At 45.6% G+C, this 19,138-nt stretch carries 21 protein-coding genes and 2 rRNA genes; 2 read left to right on the top strand and 21 right to left on the bottom strand.

Features of this window, described 5'->3' with window-relative positions:
- Positions 1–83: 83 nt before the first annotated feature.
- The 4 genes from NST47_RS03795 to NST47_RS03780 all read right to left on the bottom strand — a co-directional run bounded on the left by NST47_RS03795 (position 84) and on the right by NST47_RS03780 (position 6,119).
- A 23S ribosomal RNA gene (locus NST47_RS03795) occupies positions 84–3,006 on the bottom strand.
- 233 nt (positions 3,007–3,239) lie between these two features.
- Positions 3,240–4,782, bottom strand: a 16S ribosomal RNA gene (locus tag NST47_RS03790).
- Together the 16S and 23S rRNA genes form the textbook arrangement of a ribosomal RNA operon.
- A 327-nt stretch (positions 4,783–5,109) precedes the next feature.
- Positions 5,110–5,328: a hypothetical protein gene (locus tag NST47_RS03785; RefSeq protein WP_091176471.1), complete on the bottom strand. Its 219-nt coding sequence runs from the start codon at positions 5,326–5,328 to the stop codon at positions 5,110–5,112.
- A 185-nt stretch (positions 5,329–5,513) separates the two neighbouring features.
- Positions 5,514–6,119 (bottom strand): stage II sporulation protein M, encoded by a 606-nt coding sequence (locus NST47_RS03780; RefSeq protein ID WP_341153947.1) that lies wholly within the window; start codon positions 6,117–6,119, stop codon positions 5,514–5,516.
- Between the two features lie 146 nt (positions 6,120–6,265).
- On the opposite strand from NST47_RS03780, the gene pdaB reads away from it, so the two are divergent.
- A complete protein-coding gene (gene pdaB, locus NST47_RS03775; protein WP_341153946.1) occupies positions 6,266–7,051 on the top strand; it encodes a polysaccharide deacetylase family sporulation protein PdaB in 786 nt (261 codons plus the stop codon).
- Positions 7,052–7,085: 34 nt separating this feature from the next.
- Here pdaB and NST47_RS03770 read toward each other — a convergent pair whose 3' ends face one another.
- Positions 7,086–7,682: a KinB-signaling pathway activation protein gene (locus tag NST47_RS03770; RefSeq protein WP_240421560.1), complete on the bottom strand. Its 597-nt coding sequence runs from the start codon at positions 7,680–7,682 to the stop codon at positions 7,086–7,088.
- A 141-nt stretch (positions 7,683–7,823) separates the two neighbouring features.
- On the opposite strand from NST47_RS03770, the gene gerD reads away from it, so the two are divergent.
- On the top strand, positions 7,824–8,492 hold the full coding sequence (gene gerD / locus NST47_RS03765) for a spore germination lipoprotein GerD (RefSeq protein WP_341153945.1): 669 nt from the start codon (positions 7,824–7,826) through the stop codon (positions 8,490–8,492).
- A gap of 90 nt (positions 8,493–8,582) precedes the next feature.
- On the opposite strand, the gene NST47_RS03760 is transcribed toward gerD, so the two are convergent.
- The 16 genes from NST47_RS03760 to NST47_RS03685 all read right to left on the bottom strand — a co-directional run bounded on the left by NST47_RS03760 (position 8,583) and on the right by NST47_RS03685 (position 19,100).
- Positions 8,583–9,689: an Mrp/NBP35 family ATP-binding protein gene (locus NST47_RS03760; RefSeq protein WP_341153944.1), complete on the bottom strand. Its 1,107-nt coding sequence runs from the start codon at positions 9,687–9,689 to the stop codon at positions 8,583–8,585.
- A gap of 55 nt (positions 9,690–9,744) precedes the next feature.
- Positions 9,745–10,497, bottom strand: coding sequence for an N-acetylmuramoyl-L-alanine amidase CwlD (gene cwlD / locus NST47_RS03755; RefSeq protein ID WP_341153943.1), 753 nt, complete (start codon positions 10,495–10,497; stop codon positions 9,745–9,747).
- Positions 10,498–10,593: 96 nt separating this feature from the next.
- Positions 10,594–11,769 (bottom strand): sulfate adenylyltransferase, encoded by a 1,176-nt coding sequence (gene sat / locus NST47_RS03750; RefSeq protein ID WP_341153942.1) that lies wholly within the window; start codon positions 11,767–11,769, stop codon positions 10,594–10,596.
- A 22-nt stretch (positions 11,770–11,791) separates the two neighbouring features.
- Positions 11,792–12,484, bottom strand: a complete 693-nt coding sequence (locus NST47_RS03745; RefSeq protein WP_341153941.1) for a phosphoadenylyl-sulfate reductase — start codon at positions 12,482–12,484, stop codon at positions 11,792–11,794.
- 211 nt (positions 12,485–12,695) lie between these two features.
- Positions 12,696–13,088, bottom strand: coding sequence for a 30S ribosomal protein S9 (gene rpsI / locus NST47_RS03740; RefSeq protein WP_076237405.1), 393 nt, complete (start codon positions 13,086–13,088; stop codon positions 12,696–12,698).
- 18 nt (positions 13,089–13,106) lie between these two features.
- Positions 13,107–13,544 carry a 50S ribosomal protein L13 gene (gene rplM, locus NST47_RS03735; protein ID WP_076237407.1) on the bottom strand — a complete coding sequence of 146 codons (438 nt, stop codon included), beginning with the start codon at positions 13,542–13,544 and terminating at the stop codon, positions 13,107–13,109.
- A 208-nt stretch (positions 13,545–13,752) separates the two neighbouring features.
- Positions 13,753–14,529, bottom strand: coding sequence for a tRNA pseudouridine(38-40) synthase TruA (truA, locus tag NST47_RS03730; protein WP_341153940.1), 777 nt, complete (start codon positions 14,527–14,529; stop codon positions 13,753–13,755).
- A 91-nt stretch (positions 14,530–14,620) separates the two neighbouring features.
- Positions 14,621–14,989, bottom strand: a complete 369-nt coding sequence (gene rplQ, locus NST47_RS03725; RefSeq protein ID WP_076237411.1) for a 50S ribosomal protein L17 — start codon at positions 14,987–14,989, stop codon at positions 14,621–14,623.
- Between the two features lie 39 nt (positions 14,990–15,028).
- Complete coding sequence (locus NST47_RS03720; protein ID WP_076237413.1) at positions 15,029–15,973, bottom strand: DNA-directed RNA polymerase subunit alpha; 945 nt, start codon at positions 15,971–15,973, stop codon at positions 15,029–15,031.
- A gap of 123 nt (positions 15,974–16,096) precedes the next feature.
- Positions 16,097–16,492: a 30S ribosomal protein S11 gene (rpsK, locus tag NST47_RS03715; RefSeq protein ID WP_076237415.1), complete on the bottom strand. Its 396-nt coding sequence runs from the start codon at positions 16,490–16,492 to the stop codon at positions 16,097–16,099.
- 21 nt (positions 16,493–16,513) lie between these two features.
- Positions 16,514–16,882: a 30S ribosomal protein S13 gene (rpsM, locus tag NST47_RS03710; protein ID WP_076237417.1), complete on the bottom strand. Its 369-nt coding sequence runs from the start codon at positions 16,880–16,882 to the stop codon at positions 16,514–16,516.
- 16 nt (positions 16,883–16,898) lie between these two features.
- Positions 16,899–17,012: a 50S ribosomal protein L36 gene (gene rpmJ, locus NST47_RS03705; protein WP_003333770.1), complete on the bottom strand. Its 114-nt coding sequence runs from the start codon at positions 17,010–17,012 to the stop codon at positions 16,899–16,901.
- Between the two features lie 145 nt (positions 17,013–17,157).
- Complete coding sequence (infA, locus tag NST47_RS03700; protein ID WP_009676800.1) at positions 17,158–17,376, bottom strand: translation initiation factor IF-1; 219 nt, start codon at positions 17,374–17,376, stop codon at positions 17,158–17,160.
- A 2-nt stretch (positions 17,377–17,378) separates the two neighbouring features.
- Positions 17,379–17,687: a KOW domain-containing RNA-binding protein gene (locus NST47_RS03695; protein WP_076237420.1), complete on the bottom strand. Its 309-nt coding sequence runs from the start codon at positions 17,685–17,687 to the stop codon at positions 17,379–17,381.
- A 16-nt stretch (positions 17,688–17,703) separates the two neighbouring features.
- Positions 17,704–18,450: a type I methionyl aminopeptidase gene (gene map / locus NST47_RS03690; protein WP_076237423.1), complete on the bottom strand. Its 747-nt coding sequence runs from the start codon at positions 18,448–18,450 to the stop codon at positions 17,704–17,706.
- Positions 18,447–19,100: an adenylate kinase gene (locus NST47_RS03685; RefSeq protein WP_076237426.1), complete on the bottom strand. Its 654-nt coding sequence runs from the start codon at positions 19,098–19,100 to the stop codon at positions 18,447–18,449. Before NST47_RS03685 ends, map begins: the two co-directional genes overlap by 4 nt.
- Positions 19,101–19,138 lie beyond the last annotated feature (38 nt).

The raw sequence follows: 19,138 nt of genomic DNA, 5'->3' as shown, positions 1-19,138 counted from the left end.
TGCACCCTGAAAACTAGATCCGAAACTTACACTTTACGCTTGAGCAGCGCGTCTCACTCGCTTTCGCTTGCAAGACTCTTTATTTGGATAAGCCCTCGACCGATTAGTATTCGTCAGCTCCATACCTTGCGGCACTTCCACCCCGAACCTATCTACCTCATCGTCTATAAGGGGTCTTACTAATTGGGAAATCTCATCTTGAGGGGGGCTTCGCGCTTAGATGCTTTCAGCGCTTATCCCTTCCGTACGTAGCTATCCAGCCGTGCTCCTGGCGGAACAACTGGTACACCAGCGGTACGTCCATCCCGGTCCTCTCGTACTAAGGACAGCTCCTCTCAAATTTCCTGCGCCCACGACAGATAGGGACCGAACTGTCTCACGACGTTCTGAACCCAGCTCGCGTACCGCTTTAATGGGCGAACAGCCCAACCCTTGGGACCTACTTCAGCCCCAGGATGCGATGAGCCGACATCGAGGTGCCAAACCTCCCCGTCGATGTGGACTCTTGGGGGAGATAAGCCTGTTATCCCCAGGGTAGCTTTTATCCGTTGAGCGATGGCCCTTCCATTCGGTACCACCGGATCACTAAGCCCGACTTTCGTCCCTGCTCGACCTGTTTGTCTCGCAGTCAAGCTCCCTTGTGCCTTTACACTCTGCGAATGATTTCCAACCATTCTGAGGGAACCTTAGGGCGCCTCCGTTACATTTTAGGAGGCGACCGCCCCAGTCAAACTGCCCACCTGACACGGTCCCTGCACCGGATTACGGTGCGAGGTTAGAACTCGGATACGATCAGGGTGGTATCCCAACGTCGCCTCCACACAAGCTGGCGCTCATGCTTCTTTGGCTCCCACCTATCCTGTACAGATCGTACCCAAGTTCAATATCAAGCTGCAGTAAAGCTCCATGGGGTCTTTCCGTCTTGTCGCGGGTAACCTGCATCTTCACAGGTAGTAAAATTTCACCGGATCTCTCGTTGAGACAGCGCCCAAGTCGTTACGCCATTCGTGCGGGTCAGAATTTACCTGACAAGGAATTTCGCTACCTTAGGACCGTTATAGTTACGGCCGCCGTTTACTGGGGCTTCGGTTCATAGCTTCACCTTGCGGTTAACCACTCCCCTTAACCTTCCAGCACCGGGCAGGCGTCAGCCCGTATACTTCGCCTTACGGCTTCGCACAGACCTGTGTTTTTGCTAAACAGTCGCTTGGGCCTTTTCACTGCGGCCCCCTCGGGCTATTCACCCTACCGAGGCACCCCTTCTCCCGAAGTTACGGGGTCATTTTGCCGAGTTCCTTAACGAGAGTTCTTCCGCGCGCCTTAGCATACTCTGCTCGCCCACCTGTGTCGGTTTGCGGTACGGGCACCTTCTCCCTGGCTAGAGGCTTTTCTTGGCAGCTTGAACTCATGACCTTCGCTACTGCAATTTTCGCTCCCCATCACAGCTCAGCCTTATCGATGTGCGGATTTGCCTACACACCAGCCTCGCTGCTTGGACGGACATCCATCAGTCCGCGTCACTATCCTTCTGCGTCACCCCATTGCTCATAACGGTTCACGGTGGTACTGGAATTTCAACCAGTTGTCCATCCACTACGCCTTTCGGCCTCGCGTTAGGTCCCGACTTACCCTGAGAGGACGAGCCTTCCTCAGGAACCCTTAGGCTTTCGGCGGACAAGATTCTCACTTGTCTTTTCGTTACTTATACCGGCATTCTCACTTGTGTAGTGTCCAGCGCTCCTTACGGTACACCTTCAACCTCTACACAACGCTCCCCTACCCAAGAACAATTACTTGTTCGAGCCATAGCTTCGGTGGCAGGTTTAGCCCCGTTACATTTTCGGCGCAGAGTCACTCGACCAGTGAGCTATTACGCACTCTTTCAATGGTGGCTGCTTCTAAGCCAACATCCTGGTTGTCTGGGCAACTCCACATCCTTTCCCACTTAACCTGCACTTGGGGACCTTAGCTGATGGTCTGGGCTGTTTCCCTCTTGACCATGGATCTTAGCACTCACGGTCTGACTCCCGGATAAAAGTCTGTGGCATTCGGAGTTTGACTGGACTTGGTAACCCTTGGCGGGCCCCGCACCCAATCAGTGCTCTACCTCCACGACTCTCAACTCCGAGGCTAGCCCTAAAGCTATTTCGGGGAGAACCAGCTATCTCCGAGTTCGATTGGAATTTCTCCGCTACCCCCACCTCATCCCCGCATTTTTCAACATGCGTGGGTTCGGGCCTCCAGTGCGTGTTACCGCACCTTCACCCTGGGCAGGGGTAGATCACACGGTTTCGGGTCTACGTCCACGTACTCAAGCGCCCTATTCAGACTCGCTTTCGCTGCGGCTCCGGCTCTTCACCTTAACCTTGCACGGGAACGTAACTCGCCGGTTCATTCTACAAAAGGCACGCCATCACCCATAAACGGGCTCTGACTTTTTGTAAGCACACGGTTTCAGGTTCTATTTCACTCCGCTCCCGCGGTTCTTTTCACCTTTCCCTCACGGTACTGCTTCACTATCGGTCACTAGGGAGTATTTAGCCTTGGCAGATGGTCCTGCCGGATTCCCACGAGGTTTCACGTGTCTCGCGGTACTCGGGATCCGTCTACAGGTGTCGCAGATTTTCGGTTACGGGATTGTTACCCTCTGTGATGAGCCTTTCCAGACTGCTTCACCTATTCTGCTAACCCGATGTTGACGTCCCACAACCCCTAAGAGCAAGCTCTTAGGTTTGGGCTGTTCCGCGTTCGCTCGCCGCTACTGACGGAATCACTTTTGTTTTCTTCTCCTGAGGGTACTTAGATGTTTCAGTTCCCCTCGTATGCCTCCTATGTAGCTATGTATTCACTACATGGTACATGAGCATTACCTCATGCGGGTTCCCCCATTCGGACATCCCCGGATCAAAGCCTGCTTACGGCTCCCCGAGGCATTTCGTCGTTCGCCACGTCCTTCTTCGGCTCCTAGTGCCTAGGCATCCTCCGTGTGCTCTTATTAGCTTAACCAATTCCGCTAATAAGTTCGATTCCGAAGAATCGATCTATTTGGATGTTACTCAACCGAAGTTAAGTAACGCTGCTCTAAACATTTGTTTCGTTTCGGTATCTAGTTTTCAAGGAACAAGCTTTACAGAGAGAAAGTTTATCCTCTCAAAACTGATCAACGAGTGAGCGTTGTTGTTGCCATTGGCAACTTGTATTACTGATACGCTTCGTTTGCAGAAGCAATATCTCCATAGAAAGGAGGTGATCCAGCCGCACCTTCCGATACGGCTACCTTGTTACGACTTCACCCCAATCATCTACCCCACCTTCGGCGGCTGGCTCCCTTGCGGGTTACCCCACCGACTTCGGGTGTTGTAAACTCTCGTGGTGTGACGGGCGGTGTGTACAAGACCCGGGAACGTATTCACCGCGGCATGCTGATCCGCGATTACTAGCAATTCCGACTTCATGCAGGCGAGTTGCAGCCTGCAATCCGAACTGAGACCGGCTTCTAAAGATTCGCTCCACCTCGCGGTTTCGCTTCCCGTTGTACCGGCCATTGTAGTACGTGTGTAGCCCAGGTCATAAGGGGCATGATGATTTGACGTCATCCCCGCCTTCCTCCGGTTTGTCACCGGCAGTCGATCTAGAGTGCCCAACTCAATGCTGGCAACTAAATCCAAGGGTTGCGCTCGTTGCGGGACTTAACCCAACATCTCACGACACGAGCTGACGACAACCATGCACCACCTGTCTCCAATGCTCCGAAGAGGGCACCTATCTCTAGGTGTTACATCGGGATGTCAAGACCTGGTAAGGTTCTTCGCGTTGCTTCGAATTAAACCACATACTCCACTGCTTGTGCGGGTCCCCGTCAATTCCTTTGAGTTTCACTCTTGCGAGCGTACTCCCCAGGCGGAGTGCTTACTGTGTTAACTTCGGCACCGCGGGTATTGAAACCCCCGACACCTAGCACTCATCGTTTACGGCGTGGACTACCAGGGTATCTAATCCTGTTTGCTCCCCACGCTTTCGCGCCTCAGCGTCAGTTACGGTCCAGAAAGTCGCCTTCGCCACTGGTGTTCCTCCACATCTCTACGCATTTCACCGCTACACGTGGAATTCCACTTTCCTCTCCCGCACTCCAGTCACCCAGTTTTCGATGCGACCCGGGGTTGAGCCCCGGAATTAAACACCAAACTTAAATGACCGCCTGCGCGCGCTTTACGCCCAATAATTCCGGACAACGCTTGCCCCCTACGTATTACCGCGGCTGCTGGCACGTAGTTAGCCGGGGCTTTCTTCTCAGGTACCGTCAATCCAGGAGCAGTTACTCTCCTGGCCTTTCTTCCCTGGCAACAGAGCTTTACGATCCGAAAACCTTCATCACTCACGCGGCGTTGCTCCGTCAGACTTGCGTCCATTGCGGAAGATTCCCTACTGCTGCCTCCCGTAGGAGTCTGGGCCGTGTCTCAGTCCCAGTGTGGCCGTTCACCCTCTCAGGTCGGCTACGCATCGTCGCCTTGGTGAGCCGTTACCTCACCAACTAGCTAATGCGCCGCAGGCCCATCTACAGGTCACAGATTGCTCCGTGTTTCTTGATTCAGACATGCGTCTCAATCACCTATCCGGTCTTAGCTACCGTTTCCGGTAGTTATCCCGATCCTGTAGGCAGGTTGCCTACGTGTTACTCACCCGTCCGCCGCTAACTGTTCCCGAAGGAACAATCCGCTCGACTTGCATGTATTAGGCACGCCGCCAGCGTTCGTCCTGAGCCAGGATCAAACTCTCCATTAAGGTAGAACTTTGATTTGTACTCATTCCTTGCTGACGAGAATTTGCATTCTCTTGTACTGCTATTTTCTCACTCGTTGATTCAGTTTTCAAAGGACAATCTGTTAAAACTTCATTTTGCACCAACATTTTCATTAAATGTTATTAATCATTTAATTTTAGCGGCGACTTTTTTAATATACCACACTGACCTACTTCGATGCAAGCTTTTTTTTGAAATTAACGATAACAGGCTTGATCTTGTTGGTTTTATGCTTGTACCGTTTTTAGCGGCGAGATGTAATGTATCATACCCCTGCTGTATAAGTCAAGCAATTCATTTCAATTATTTTAACGTTGCATTTTATTCCTCGCATATTTGGAGATTTCTCTGGGCGAAGCCAGTCTTGCATACATTCGAAAAATTACTTTGTAACGGGATTCAATCGCTTTCTTGATTTCATTATCCAATTTTTTATCATTTAAGTCGAACAGCATTTCATCCAATTCTTTTTTTAACACGTAGTCGAGCTCACTGCATTCCCTTGCATTAAACAAAAAACCGAGCATTAGCCTTAATGCCCCTTTCATCTGAAGTTATCCTGACCATCTGAAGACGCCAAAAAGCATGCAATGTTAAAGCACTGGTCCATCCAAATTCACTTCGCGCTTTAAACCTGCATGCCTAAGCCAGTTAAGCAGCTCGTCTGCTTTACTGTTATGCACATATTTAGTTTTTTTATGCGGTATACGCGTTAACTTTTTACAAGCCAGTAGGTAAATGTACTTTCGATCAGCGCAGCTACAGTCAATGTAACAACAAGCACGAGCACGACAGGGCCTATCGCCTTAGCAAAGCCGAGCAGCTCTTCCTTATAAGCATTCGGTCTATTCGGGCTAATCAGGGCAGCTAAAGACTTCATCATTAGAACACCCAAACGCATACCAAACGCAGCTGCAATGATGATCGCCGGAATTTCAAGAATCCCGTGAGGGACGATTCCTTTTAAAACAAAGAGCAGCGATTCCTTATGGGCAGACAAAGCTCCGATATAACCGAGCAGCAATCCGTTCGTTAGCAAAAAAAACAAAGGTAATATCCCAAAAAAAGCGCCTAATACGATGACAAGCATCGTCTTCAATACATTATTCCAAAAAATCAGCCAGAACATTGACCATTGCGGATTCGGTTTGTCAGCCATCGATTGTGTCAGCTGCTCCAAGGCTTTTAACTGTGATTCAATAAAAGTCTGGAATGATTCCGAAAATCCCGCTCCAAGTATCATCCCAACAACAAAGACAAGCGTCGCCGCGATAAAATAATGCTTCATTAGCTTAAGCTGTATTCTTATATTATTCATGCTTTCTCATCTCCCTACGATTGTTCTATGGTTTCACAAGTAGTAGCCAAGCTCTTATCATATCTTCCTTGTCCCAGCATACACTGTATTAAATGCAAAATATACAAGCCCTTCTTGGTAAGCAGGGCTGCCGGGAGGTTAGGTTCATGAATTATTTTTATGTGGTGAACGGGAAAAAAATTAAGCAAGTTTTTATTATTGCTGTAGCGATCATTTTTGCAATTGGTATTATTTATTCAGAGCGAGATCAAGTGACAGTCTTTTCGCAAAGTGAACCCGCAGCTATTTACAGTGTACAAACCGAGAAAAAGTGGATAGCACTTACGTTTGACATCAGCTGGGGGGACAAACGAACCGAACCAATCCTCAAAATTTTGGAGGACAAAGGAGTAAAGAACGCTACTTTTTTCCTCTCTTCACCCTGGAGTAAAGATCATCCGGAGATGGTGCAGCGAATTGTCAAAGGTGGATGGGAGGTTGGGAGTCACGGGCATAAGCATGTCAACTACAGCAGCCTCAACGACGATGAGATTCGGACACAAATACAAACAGCCAACCAAATCTTAAACCAGGTTACGGGTAAAAATCCGAATCTGATCCGCTTACCTAACGGTGATTTTGACAAAAGAGTGCTGCGCATCGCTAACGAGCTTAATTACACGGTCATCCAATGGGATACAGATTCTATGGATTGGATGAATAAAGGCGTCGATAATATTATTAATCGTGTTGTATCCAAGGCTCACCCCGGAGACATCGTACTTATGCATGCCAGCGACTCTGTCAAGCAAACTCACGAAGCGCTGCCCGTCATTATCGATCAGCTTCGCGCCAAAGGCTATGAGTTCGTTACGGTCAGTGAGCTGATGAAGCAAACAGAAGTTCGCAACAAACCACCCGTGGAAGACCAAGCCATGAAACAGCTGCAATAATTCAGGGTCGACTAATAGAAATTAAGAAGAGCCGTCACAGCGGCTCTTTGTTTGTTTTTAGCACTTTCGATAAAATCAATATTTGCCATGCATTGCAAGCAAGCAAAGGGATCATCATAAAGAGAGTTGAAGCTGCACTATTAAGCCTGAGCGCTGGTACTGCTTCGATGGCCGTAACGGCTGTCATAAAAAATAACGTAGGGATAAATCCATTCCTGTTCGTCAGCTTCACCTTCCACCAAGACGTGGAGAACGCGACAACAAGTAAAATAAGCGGCAGCAGCATGTAGGTAAGCCAGCTCTCTTGCGCATCTTCATGTCTTAGAAACACCAAATCGACCAAGGCAATAAGGACACAGATCAACTGCAGTGTATCTGTAATCCATTTAGCTCTTATCATGCCCATCACTATAAAACGAACAATCAAGTAAGAGAAAAAACCCATTTGACTGAGAACGCTGATCATGGCACCACCAAGCAGCATCGTCACCATGTTAAAACCAATTTCGTTACCATTAAGCACACTTATCTTCTGATCGGTGGACTGTAGAATAAAACCGATAATTAAAGCTGCTACAGCTCCAATCACAAGTGTCGTCCAGAATAAATAAAACCATTTACGTAATGTCACAACTTTTACCCCCAGCACATGCGTCTTTTCTGATGCTAATTGTACCAACCTTCTCAATAAAAAGCTAATGGGGAGGGGATTTCAAATAAGGCATTTTGGCGAATACTACACACAACAAATCATGAAAGGAGCCACGAAGTCATGAAATCTCAATGGTTGCGTCAGGTTGTTCTTCTCATTCTTATTGGGATGGTATTATCTTCTTGCGGCTCGGATAGCAGCTCTTCACAATCGCAAAACGGCGGTTACAAGGATACCAAAACGATGGTGCTCGACATATTAAAAACCGAGGATGGACAAAAGGCTATACTCACAGCATCGCAAAAGGCAGCTGCACAAGACGGAGGTCAGTTAAAGTTATTGTCAGCCGGTGATGCCCAGCACATTCAACTTGCGGTTAAGGACGTACTTACCGATACGAGCAATAATAAATTTTTACAAACGGTTATTACTGATCCTAAATTTGCTGGTGAATTTGCCAAGGCGATTCAAAAGGAAATGAAGCAGCTGCAAAAGGATTTGATGAAAGACCCTGAATATCAGCAAGCACTGGTCAGCACCATGAAAAATCCGGATTTTGAAAAAATGCTTCTGGATACGTTGAAAAGTACTCCTTACAGACAGCAGACCAAAACCGTCATTCAAGAATCCATGCAAAGTCCGTTGTTTCGTCTTGATTTAATGAATGTGATGAAAAAGGTGCTTGAGGAAGAATCACAACCCAAGCAGCAGTCAAATTCAGGAGGAGAAAGCAGCCAGAGTAGCGGCGGCTCTCAGGAAAGCGGCGGCGGCGGTAATCAGAAAAAATAATTCGAAAATGCCAAAGAAAGTAGTGTCCACAACAACTTACAAAAAAATGACCGCCCGATTTCGATCTCGGACGGTCTGTTTATTTCTGTATTATTTATTAATGACTTTTTGTGCAAGTTCCTTATACAGGTTACCCGTTTCGGATTCAGCTTTGTAAACCGATGGCGAATAATCAGACTCAGCAGGGTGATTATCAGGTGCACCCAAAGGAATTTGAGCAAGCAGCTCTGTATGCAGTTCTTCTGCCAGCTTGCCGCCGCCCCCTCTACCAAATACATAAGCCTTCTCCCCACTTGAATCCTTGTAATAAGACATATTTTCTACGATTCCAATAATTTCATGCTCGGTATGTATAGCCATAGCACCAGCCCTTGCAGCAACAAAAGCTGCAGTAGCATGTGGGGTTGTGACAATAATTTCTTTGCTTTGCGGGATCATCTGATGTACATCCAAGGCAACATCACCTGTGCCGGGCGGTAAATCCAACAATACATATTCCACATCTCCCCAGGTCACTTCCTGAAAAAAGTTGCGCAGCATTTTACCAAGCATCGGACCACGCCAAATGACTGGTGTATTATCCTCTACGAAGAAGCCCATAGAGATTACTTTAACTCCAAATCGCTCAATCGGTACAATTTTATTGTCAATAAGCTCAGGCTTATGGTCGATCCCCATCATATCCGGAACACTGAAGCCATAAATATCGGCATCAATAAGGCCCACTTTTTTGCCCAATCTTGCAAGCGCTACTGCCAGGTTAACGGTAACGGTGGATTTACCTACTCCTCCCTTGCCACTTGCAATAGCAATGAATTGCACACCCTCTGCAGCATCTAATATATTACGAGCAGGTGCGTTTACTGGATGATCAGCAGGTTCCTTCGGTGTATCTGCTTGCTTTTGTGCCGTAGCAGCCTCCTGGATTTTGCGCGAAGCTTCATTCCGATCAAATTCAGATAATCCTCGGAAGCGCAAGTGCACCTCCTGAGCACCCACTTTTTGAAAAGCGGCTGTAATTTGATTTTCCAAAGTTGTTCGGTAGTCTTCACTTTCGTTGGACAACAGCACCGTTGCTGCGACACGCCCTTCTTTAATAACCATATCCCGAATAAAATGCAGCTCTCCCAAATCCAGCAAAAACTCCTGATCATGAATGGAGCGGACTGCATCTAATAATTGTTCCTTCGTAACCATAGATTCACCCCAGCAATCTGTATTCATACTCGAGTGTTATTATAACATAGTTTGTTTATAAACCCACTTTTTCACCTGAGTAATATCTGAGTACACCTTGATAGATAGCAGCCGCGAGTTTCTTTTGATAATTACGACTTTTCAGCTTGTCAGCCTCCGGAGGATTTGATAAAAAACCTACCTCAATCAAGGCACTGGGCATTTGCAAAGTTTTTAACAAGAACACATTACCTACTGGCTTTGCGATACGTTCTGTATTATTCAGATTGGTTTTCAGTTCCTCCTGGATGAAAGTGGCCAATACAATGCTGTCTTTATGATTGGGATAGTAGAACGTCTGTGCCCCTGACCATTTTGTGGAGGGTATGCTGTTTACGTGGACACTTAGGAACAAGTCCGATTTTTGCTGATTAATAAATTGTGCACGATTCATCAAGTCTTCGGTCTTTCTTTTACTGTAGCCCTTGGTAGAGGAGTCCGCCAAATCCTTATCGTCCTCTCGGGTCATGACAACAAGTGCGCCTGCTTCCTGCAAATAATCTCGGAGGTGCAAAGAAATATTCAGGTTAATGTCCTTTTCTACAGTTCCGTCCTTGCTTTCCGCGCCCCCATCAGGGCCGCCATGTCCTGGATCAAGCGCAATGACCTTACCAGACAAAGGCATCGTCCAGTATGTCCATGTTTTGGTTGCAGGCAATTCATAACTAAACATAATTAGCATGAGGGCAACAAGCAGAGCTGAGAGCCCGATCTTTAAGCCGCTTTGCAGAGTGAGCCATATGACGATTCGCTTCCTTCTTTTCCACATCAAAAATCCACCTCAAGTCCCTATAGATTCTGTACATCTATATGGGTTGAGGTGGACAAATATACCTTATGACTGTAAGCGTAAATCCGTATGAATTTATACTTCGTTGTCAGGATCCTTCATGCCTTCAATCAGCACTTGAGCTACTTCTGGTCGAGTAAATTCAACTGGTGGACATTGTCCATCACGCAGTAGGGCGCGAACCTTGGTACCAGACAAATGCAAGTGCTCTGAAGCGTCATGAGGACATGTTTTGCTTGAAGCCATATTGCCGCATTTTTTGCAAAAGAAGCTATGCTCAAAAAACAACGGTGTAATGCCCAGCTCATCCTTGGTGAAATTACTGAATATTTCTTGAGCCTCATACGTGCCGTAATAGTCGCCCACACCTGCATGATCACGACCTACGATGAAATGCGTGCAGCCGTAATTTTTGCGAACCATTGCGTGAAAAATCGCTTCCCGAGGTCCAGCATAACGCATGGCTGCTGGGAACACCCCTAAGGATACGCGATCTTTCGGATAGTAGTTTTCCAGCAGTACCAGATAGCTTTTCATGCGAACATCAGCCGAAATATCATCAGACTTGGTTTCGCCTACCAACGGATTCAGAAATAGACCATCGACGATTTCCATCGCTGTTTTTTGTATATATTCATGAGCTCGATGCACAGGGTTACGGGTTTGAAAACCAACAACCGTCTTCCAGCCCTTCTCAACAAATAAGCGGCGGGTTTCTGCGGGATCGAAATAAAATTCCTTAAACTTCTCTGCTTTAGGTCTGTTTAATACCTGCACCGATCCACCTACATGGGTAGCAGGGCGGGAAAACAATTTTCGGGCGCCAGGATGGGCAGAATCGTCGGTTTTAAACACTTTTATGGCTTCATGCTTATGGTTAGCACTGTAGACACTTTGAACGTCCAGAATGCCATATATGACGTCATCCAATTCACCAACAAGTGCAATTTGCTGTCCGATTGATAAGCCTTCCCCTACATGAGCTTCAACAGGAAGCGTTACTGGAATACTCCATACCGTACCATTAGCCAAACGCATTCGTTCAACAACAGATTGATAGTCCTCTTCTCCTAAAAAGCCGGTGAGTGGTGAAAATGCTCCTACCCCAATCAAATCCAGATCTGAGATAGCCCATGCACTTATTTTAAGTGTGTACAAAGTTTTCGCAAGCTCCAGCAGGTGCTCTCTCTCTGCACCTTCCACGATTCGGTTGATCAACGTGCCTCCATGAGGTTGAATCGTTTCGGTCATAGGTTGCAATTCTCCTTTATAATTATTTGTGAAGACCGCACTCCGTTTTTTCATTGCCAGCCCAACGCCCGGCCCGAGGATCTTCACCAGCTGCAACTTGACGTGTGCAATGCGTGCAGCCAATGCTTGGATAGTTGTTGTCATGCAATGGATTATACAAAACATTGTTTTTACGGATATAATTCCATACGTCTTCACTTGTCCAGCTAGCCAATGGGTTGAATTTTACTAAACCAAACTTGGTATCATATTCAACTTTTTTGGAATTGGCACGTGTTGGTGCCTGATCCCGGCGAATACCGGTAATCCATGCATCATAATTTTTCAAAATATCGGTTAATGGATCGACTTTTCTTATATTGCAGCATTGATTCGGACTGCTTTTCCAAAGCTCATCACCAAATTGTGCAGCTTGCTCGTCTAAAGTTAACTTCGGAAGTACTTGGACAAATTCCAAACCGTAGTGCTGCTGCAATTTGTCACGTGTATCGTACGTTTCCTGAAAATGAACATTTGTATCTAAATAAAATATATCTGTTTTCGGACTCAGCTTTTGCAGCATATCAACTAATACTACATCCTCTGCGCCGAAACTACAGGCTAATGTAATATTGGGAAATTTCTCTACTGCCAGTTCGATCAATGTTTCTGCTGACTGATTCTCATAATGCTCCGCTGCTTCCTGAATCCACCGCTCTTTTTCAAATAAATTCATTACAATTCCTCCTAAATAATTAATTCCGAGTATATTAATATGCTTTCTTTGTATAATTTCATTATAATGCCGCCAGACTTTTTGTCAAATTAAATTTTTCTTTTGCCATTAGGAGCAAAACGACTACTATATCGATATGCAAATGCATAACAAAAAAAGCCTTTCCACCAAAACGGCAGAAAGACTTTTTTGTTCGATAATTGTATATATCTTAACGCTTGGAGAACTGAGGAGCACGACGAGCGGCTTTCAATCCATATTTTTTACGCTCTTTCATACGTGGATCACGAGTCAGAAAACCCGCTTTTTTCAACGATCCGCGCAATTCAGGATCTACCTTCAGCAATGCACGAGAAATACCATGACGGATCGCTCCTGCTTGTCCAGAGATACCTCCACCGTTAGCAATAACCAATACATCGTATTGACCCAAAGTCTCTGTAAGATTCAATGGTTGCTTAACGATAAGCTTTAAAGTTTCTAAACCAAAATATTCATCCAATTCACGTTTGTTGATCACAATTCGGCCTTCGCCTGGTACTAGACGTACGCGAGCTACCGAATGCTTCCTACGACCTGTTCCATAGTATTGAACCTGTGCCACAAGATAGCCTCCTTTTAACTAACCGCGAAGTTCCCAGACTTCTGGTTGTTGTGCTTGGTGCGGGTGTTCGGATCCTGCATATACTTTAAGTTTCGTTTTCATTGCATCACCTAAACGGTTTTTCGGAAGCATTCCGAAAATTGCCAATTCAAGGACACGTTCTGGTTTGTTAGCAATCATGTCTTGAGCGGATGTTACTTTCAAACCGCCTGTGTACATGGAGTGACGGTAGTACATTTTGTTTTGCAATTTCTTACCTGTTAAATGAATCTTTTCTGCATTGATGACGATAACAAAATCTCCTGTATCCACATGAGGTGTGAATTGTGGTTTGTGTTTGCCGCGAATTAATGCTGCTACTTCGCTTGCAAGACGACCCAGAGTTTTATCTGTAGCGTCAACAATGAACCATTTGCGTTCTACTTCATTAGGCTTAGCCATGTATGTCGTGCGCATTTCGTTGTTCCTCCTAAACATTTTGCATATCGGTAATTGATTGATGACACAGTTTCGCTTTTGATACCGAGACAACCTGTCATCTCATCATCCAATTTATCTGTATCATTTAATTAATATGGTTTATACGGCTCCTGCTTGATCCGGGGCCGTGGGTTAGCCGATCAAGAAACGCCAATTTGTATTATACTACGTACGGAAGATTAAATCAAGAACTAATCTCATCGTTACCGTATAAAACTTCCCAGAGTACCAGCCCATGAGGCATGGCGGTTGGTCCGGCCAAAGCACGGTCTCGTAAAGCCAGAATCTCGCTCATTGCGTCAGCTGATCGTTTGCCTTCTCCGATCTGGATCAGCGTACCGACAATAATTCGAACCATATTGTATAAAAAACCATTTCCGGTCACATGAATATGAATACCATATGATTGCAAAATGGGATCCATCGGTTCACATTCCAATGAGACGGCATAGATCGTCCGCACATTGGACTTCTTGGTAGAACGAATTGAGCAGAAAGACGTAAAATCATGTTCTCCCACCAAACAGGGCAAACTTGATTGCATGGCTTCTGTATTCAATGGTGTAGGATGGAAGTATTCCTGGTTACGACGAAATAAATCAGGGTGTTTGCCGCAACGGATGGTATATCGGTAGGTTTTGCGGTCTGCACTGCGTCTCGAATGGAAATTATCATCGACCTGCCTTGCGTTACTAACGATAATGTCAGCAGGCAGAAGCGTATTTAAAGCCAAGCACCAACGAACGAGAGGAATCGGGGATGAGGTGATAAAGTTGATAACCTGGCATCTGGCATGAACACCTGCATCGGTACGTCCAGAAGAGGTTATTTTGATCGTCTCACCCGTCAGAGAACGTATCGCACGCTCCAGAATGTCCTGAATCGTGTTGTTGCTTGGCTGTGTCTGAAAGCCGTGATAAGCCGTTCCGTCATAGCTTACGGTCATGCATATATTTCTCAAGGCTAACCTCCGTCTCATATCCATAAGCTGAGGCTACAAAAAAAAGGGCTTCAGCAGAATCATAAGATCCTGTCCACCCTTTCCAATCCCTTTATGCACGATCTACTAGCTCTAAGTAAACCATTGGTGCAGCATCGCCGCGACGTGGTCCAAGCTTTAAGATACGTGTATAACCGCCTTGACGTTCCGCGTAGCGAGGAGCCAGATCAGCAAACAGCTTTTGGATAGCGTCCTGGTTTTCATTCGCTGCTTCGCGGCGAACAAAGGAAGCCACCTGACGACGTGCATGAAGATCTCCGCGTTTTGCCAAAGTGATTAATTTTTCTGCAATAGAACGCAATTCTTTTGCTTTAGCTTCTGTCGTTTGAATACGCTCATAAATGAACAGATCCGTTACCAGGTCACGAAATAATGCTTTACGTGAACTGGAATCACGACTTAACTTTTGATGTTGTGCCATTGTATGTGTAACCTCCTTATGCTTAATAATCGTTGACGTCTAGTCTTCCATTCGAAGACCAAGACCCAGCTCTTCGAGCTTCTCTTGAACTTCTTCAAGGGACTTGCGTCCAAGATTACGAACCTTCATCATATCTTCTTCGGTTTTCGTAATCAATTCTTGTACGGTATTAATACCCGCGCGCTTCAAACAGTTGTAAGAACGAACTGAAAGATCAAGCTCTTCGATCGTCATCTCAAGCACTTTCTCTTTTTTGTCCTCTTCTTTTTCAACCATGATCTCAGCATCTTTAGCTTCATCAGTCAAGCCGACGAATAACATCAAATGCTCAGTCAAAATCTTGGCGCCCAAGCTTACAGCTTCTTCAGGTCGAATACTTCCATCGGTCCACACTTCAAGAGTCAGTTTATCATAATTGGTAACCTGGCCTACGCGAGTATTTTCGATGTTGTAATTGACACGAGTGATTGGCGTGTAAATCGAATCAATCGGTACTAAACCGATAAGCTGCTCTTCTTTTTTGTTCTTATCCGCTTGTACATATCCACGTCCACGATTTGCGTGAATTCGCATATGAAGACGGGAATCGGATGAAAGTGTAGCAATGTGCAAATCCGGATTAAGGATTTCAACATCGCTATCACCACGAATATCGCCAGCTACGACCGCTCCTTCGCCTTCAGCGTCAATCTCCAACACTTTATCCTCGTCGGAATGAATTTTAAGCGAAAGTCCCTTTAAGTTAAGGATAATCTCAGTGACATCTTCCTTAACACCAGGAACGGTTGAAAACTCGTGCAGCACTCCGTCGATTTGAACCGAGGTAACCGCCGCCCCCGGTAAGGAGGACAGCAAAATTCTGCGCAGCGAGTTTCCCAAAGTTGTTCCATAGCCTCTTTCCAAAGGCTCTACAACAAACTTACCGTAAGTGCCCTCTTCGCTTAATGCTACGGTTTCTATTTTCGGCTTTTCGATTTCGATCAATGATAACCCTCCTTCAAAACGTCGTTTCCCTCTGGATAACTTAAGACGCATAAAACGTGCAGTATTCTTATCCACATAGTATTGTCAACTTTTGGATAAATATACCACTCTTCGTAATCTCAATTAGACACGACGACGTTTTGGAGGACGGCAACCGTTGTGAGGTACAGGAGTTACGTCTTTAATCAGGTTAACTTCCAGACCAGCTGCTTGAAGCGAACGAATTGCTGCTTCACGACCAGCTCCTGGACCTTTAACCATAACTTCAACGACTTTCATCCCATGCTCCATTGCCGCTTTAGCTGCTGTTTCAGCAGCCATTTGTGCTGCGAACGGAGTGCTTTTACGTGAGCCTTTGAAGCCCATGTTACCAGCACTCGCCCAAGAGATTGCATTACCGTGAGGATCGGTAATAGTTACGATGGTATTGTTAAACGTTGAACGGATATGTGCTACTCCGGTGTCAATGTTTTTCCGATCACGACGTTTCGTACGAACAACTTTTTTAGGTTTAGCCATTTTCAGTGTTAACCCCCTTTACTATTTTTTCTTATTAGCTACAGTACGACGAGGACCTTTACGCGTACGGGCATTTGTTTTAGTACGTTGACCACGAACAGGTAAGCCGCGACGGTGACGAACACCACGATAGCAACCAATTTCGATTAGACGTTTAATGTTCAGAGCAATTTCACGACGAAGGTCGCCTTCTACTTTGACAGTTTTGTCAATAGCATCACGAAGCTTGCTTACTTCATCTTCGGTCAAATCGCGAACGCGAGTTGCCGAACTTACACCGGTTTCGGCCAAAATCTTTTGGGATGTTGTTTTACCGATACCAAAAATGTATGTCAGGGCAATTTCCACGCGCTTTTCACGAGGTAAGTCTACACCAGCAATACGTGCCATTTATACAAGCACCTCCTTAACCTTGTTTTTGTTTGTGCTTCGGATTTTCGCAAATAACCATTACATTGCCTTTGCGACGAATGACTTTGCATTTCTCACAAATCGGCTTAACCGACGGTCTAACTTTCATTTTTATTACCTCCTAAGAGTTTGCTTTAGCAAACTGACTTCGTAAGCATAAGCTGAGTTTTCAAGAGAAAACTGTCTTCGTAAGCATGAGCCGAGAAAGCTTTAGTGAGCTATCTTGGTAGGCATAGGTATATATGTTCATACATTTATTTAAAACGATAGGTTATACGGCCTCTAGTCAAATCATAAGGTGAAAGTTCCACCGTTACTTTATCTCCAGGCAAGATCCGGATAAAGTGCATTCTGATTTTACCGGATACGTGAGCAAGTATCTTATGACCGTTTTCCAGCTCCACTTTAAACATTGCATTCGGAAGAGGTTCAATCACTGTACCTTCAACTTCAATAACATCTTCTTTGGCCACAGTCATTCTCCTTTCTCTTGTGCTTCTGATTGAATTTGGTTCACAACCTTATTGATTACAAAGCGCAATTTACTATTGGTTACACGTCCGCTATCGCTCATGCTTTCCACAACTTCGCTGCTCACCGTTGGTAACAATTCGAGATGAAGTATATTTTTCTTCTTAGGCTGGTCGAATCTCCGTTTGTCGCCGTCTACAATCCACACGAATCGTTGGTCTTCGACATTTATGATGACAGCGTACTTCCCGGAATCGTTGCCGCGAATAATCCTAACTAATTGTCCAAGCTGTGGTTTGTTTACCGAATTCACAAGGCTCACCTACGCTTTAGGCTTTCGTAAATATTTCGTAACCATCCGGCGTAATTGCAATGGTATGCTCAAAATGCGCGCACAGTGTGCCATCCACTGTAACAACCGTCCAATTGTCTTTCAGTGTCTTAACATAACGTTCACCGACATTGACCATGGGTTCGATTGCTAATACCATTCCCGGCTTCAGTCGAGGTCCTCGTTCTGGTAAACCGTAATTTGGAATCTGCGGCTCTTCATGTAATTTGGAGCCAATTCCATGCCCAACATATTCTCGAACAATTGAAAAACCTTCGTTCTCGACGTACTTTTGAATAGCATGAGAAATTGTATACAACCGAGCATCCGGTTTAGCTTCCTCTAGTCCTTTGTATAAGCATTGCTCAGTTACCTCCAAAAGCTTCTTGGCTGTATCCGATATGGTTCCAACACCATAAGTCCAAGCTGAGTCACCATGATATCCTTTATACTGAGCTCCGATATCAATACTGATGATGTCGCCATTCAACAACTTACGCGGTCCGGGTATACCATGTACCAATTCATCATTGACTGAAGCACAGATACTTCCAGGAAAACCGTTGTATCCTTTAAAAGATGGGATTGCTCCTTGACTGCGAATATATCCTTCTGCGATTTGATCGAGCTCCTTGGTTGTAATATCGGGCTGAACGGCCTTTTGTAATAAGCGATGCGTTTCGGCTACAATTCGACCTGCTTCTCTCATTAAGTCCAACTCAGCTGGAGATTTACAAATGATCATTTCGCTTGACCTCGCAATAGTAAGCTGATTTGTGCAGCAACCGTACCTATTTCTTGCTCACCGTTAACCTCACGCAAATTTCCTTTGTTACGATAATACGATAAAAGCGGTGCTGTTTTATTCAGATACTCGTCAAGCCGAGTTCCTACTTTTTCTTCGGTATCATCTGATCTTTGGTACAATTCGCCTGAGCATTTATCACATACATTCTCAGTATGAGGAGGGTTAAACAAGACATGATACGTAGCACCACAAGATCTACAAATTCTGCGACCTGTTAATCTCGCCAAAAGCAGGCTGCGATCAACATGAAGGTTTATAACATGATCAATGCTTGAACCTAAAGAATCCATGATCTTATCGAGAGCTTCCGCTTGCTCGATCGTTCTTGGAAATCCGTCAAGCAAAAACCCTGACTTACAATCAGGAAGCTGAAGTCGTTCTTTTACGATACCAATCGTAATTTCATCCGATACAAGCAAACCCTGATCCACATATTTTTTTGCTTCCAACCCAAGGGCCGTACCTTGCTTCATGGCTAAACGAAAAGCGTCGCCGGTTGAAATATGCGGGATTTGAAACTCATTGACGATTGATTCCGCCTGTGTACCTTTGCCTGCACCAGGAGGACCCATAAATATTACGTTCATAATGATTCCTCCCTATCACAGCAAATGATGCAACCAGA

This window comes from Paenibacillus sp. FSL H8-0034 (assembly GCF_038000305.1).
Lineage (GTDB): Bacteria > Bacillota > Bacilli > Paenibacillales > NBRC-103111 > Paenibacillus_S.
This window is presented reverse-complemented; position numbering and strand designations above follow the sequence as displayed.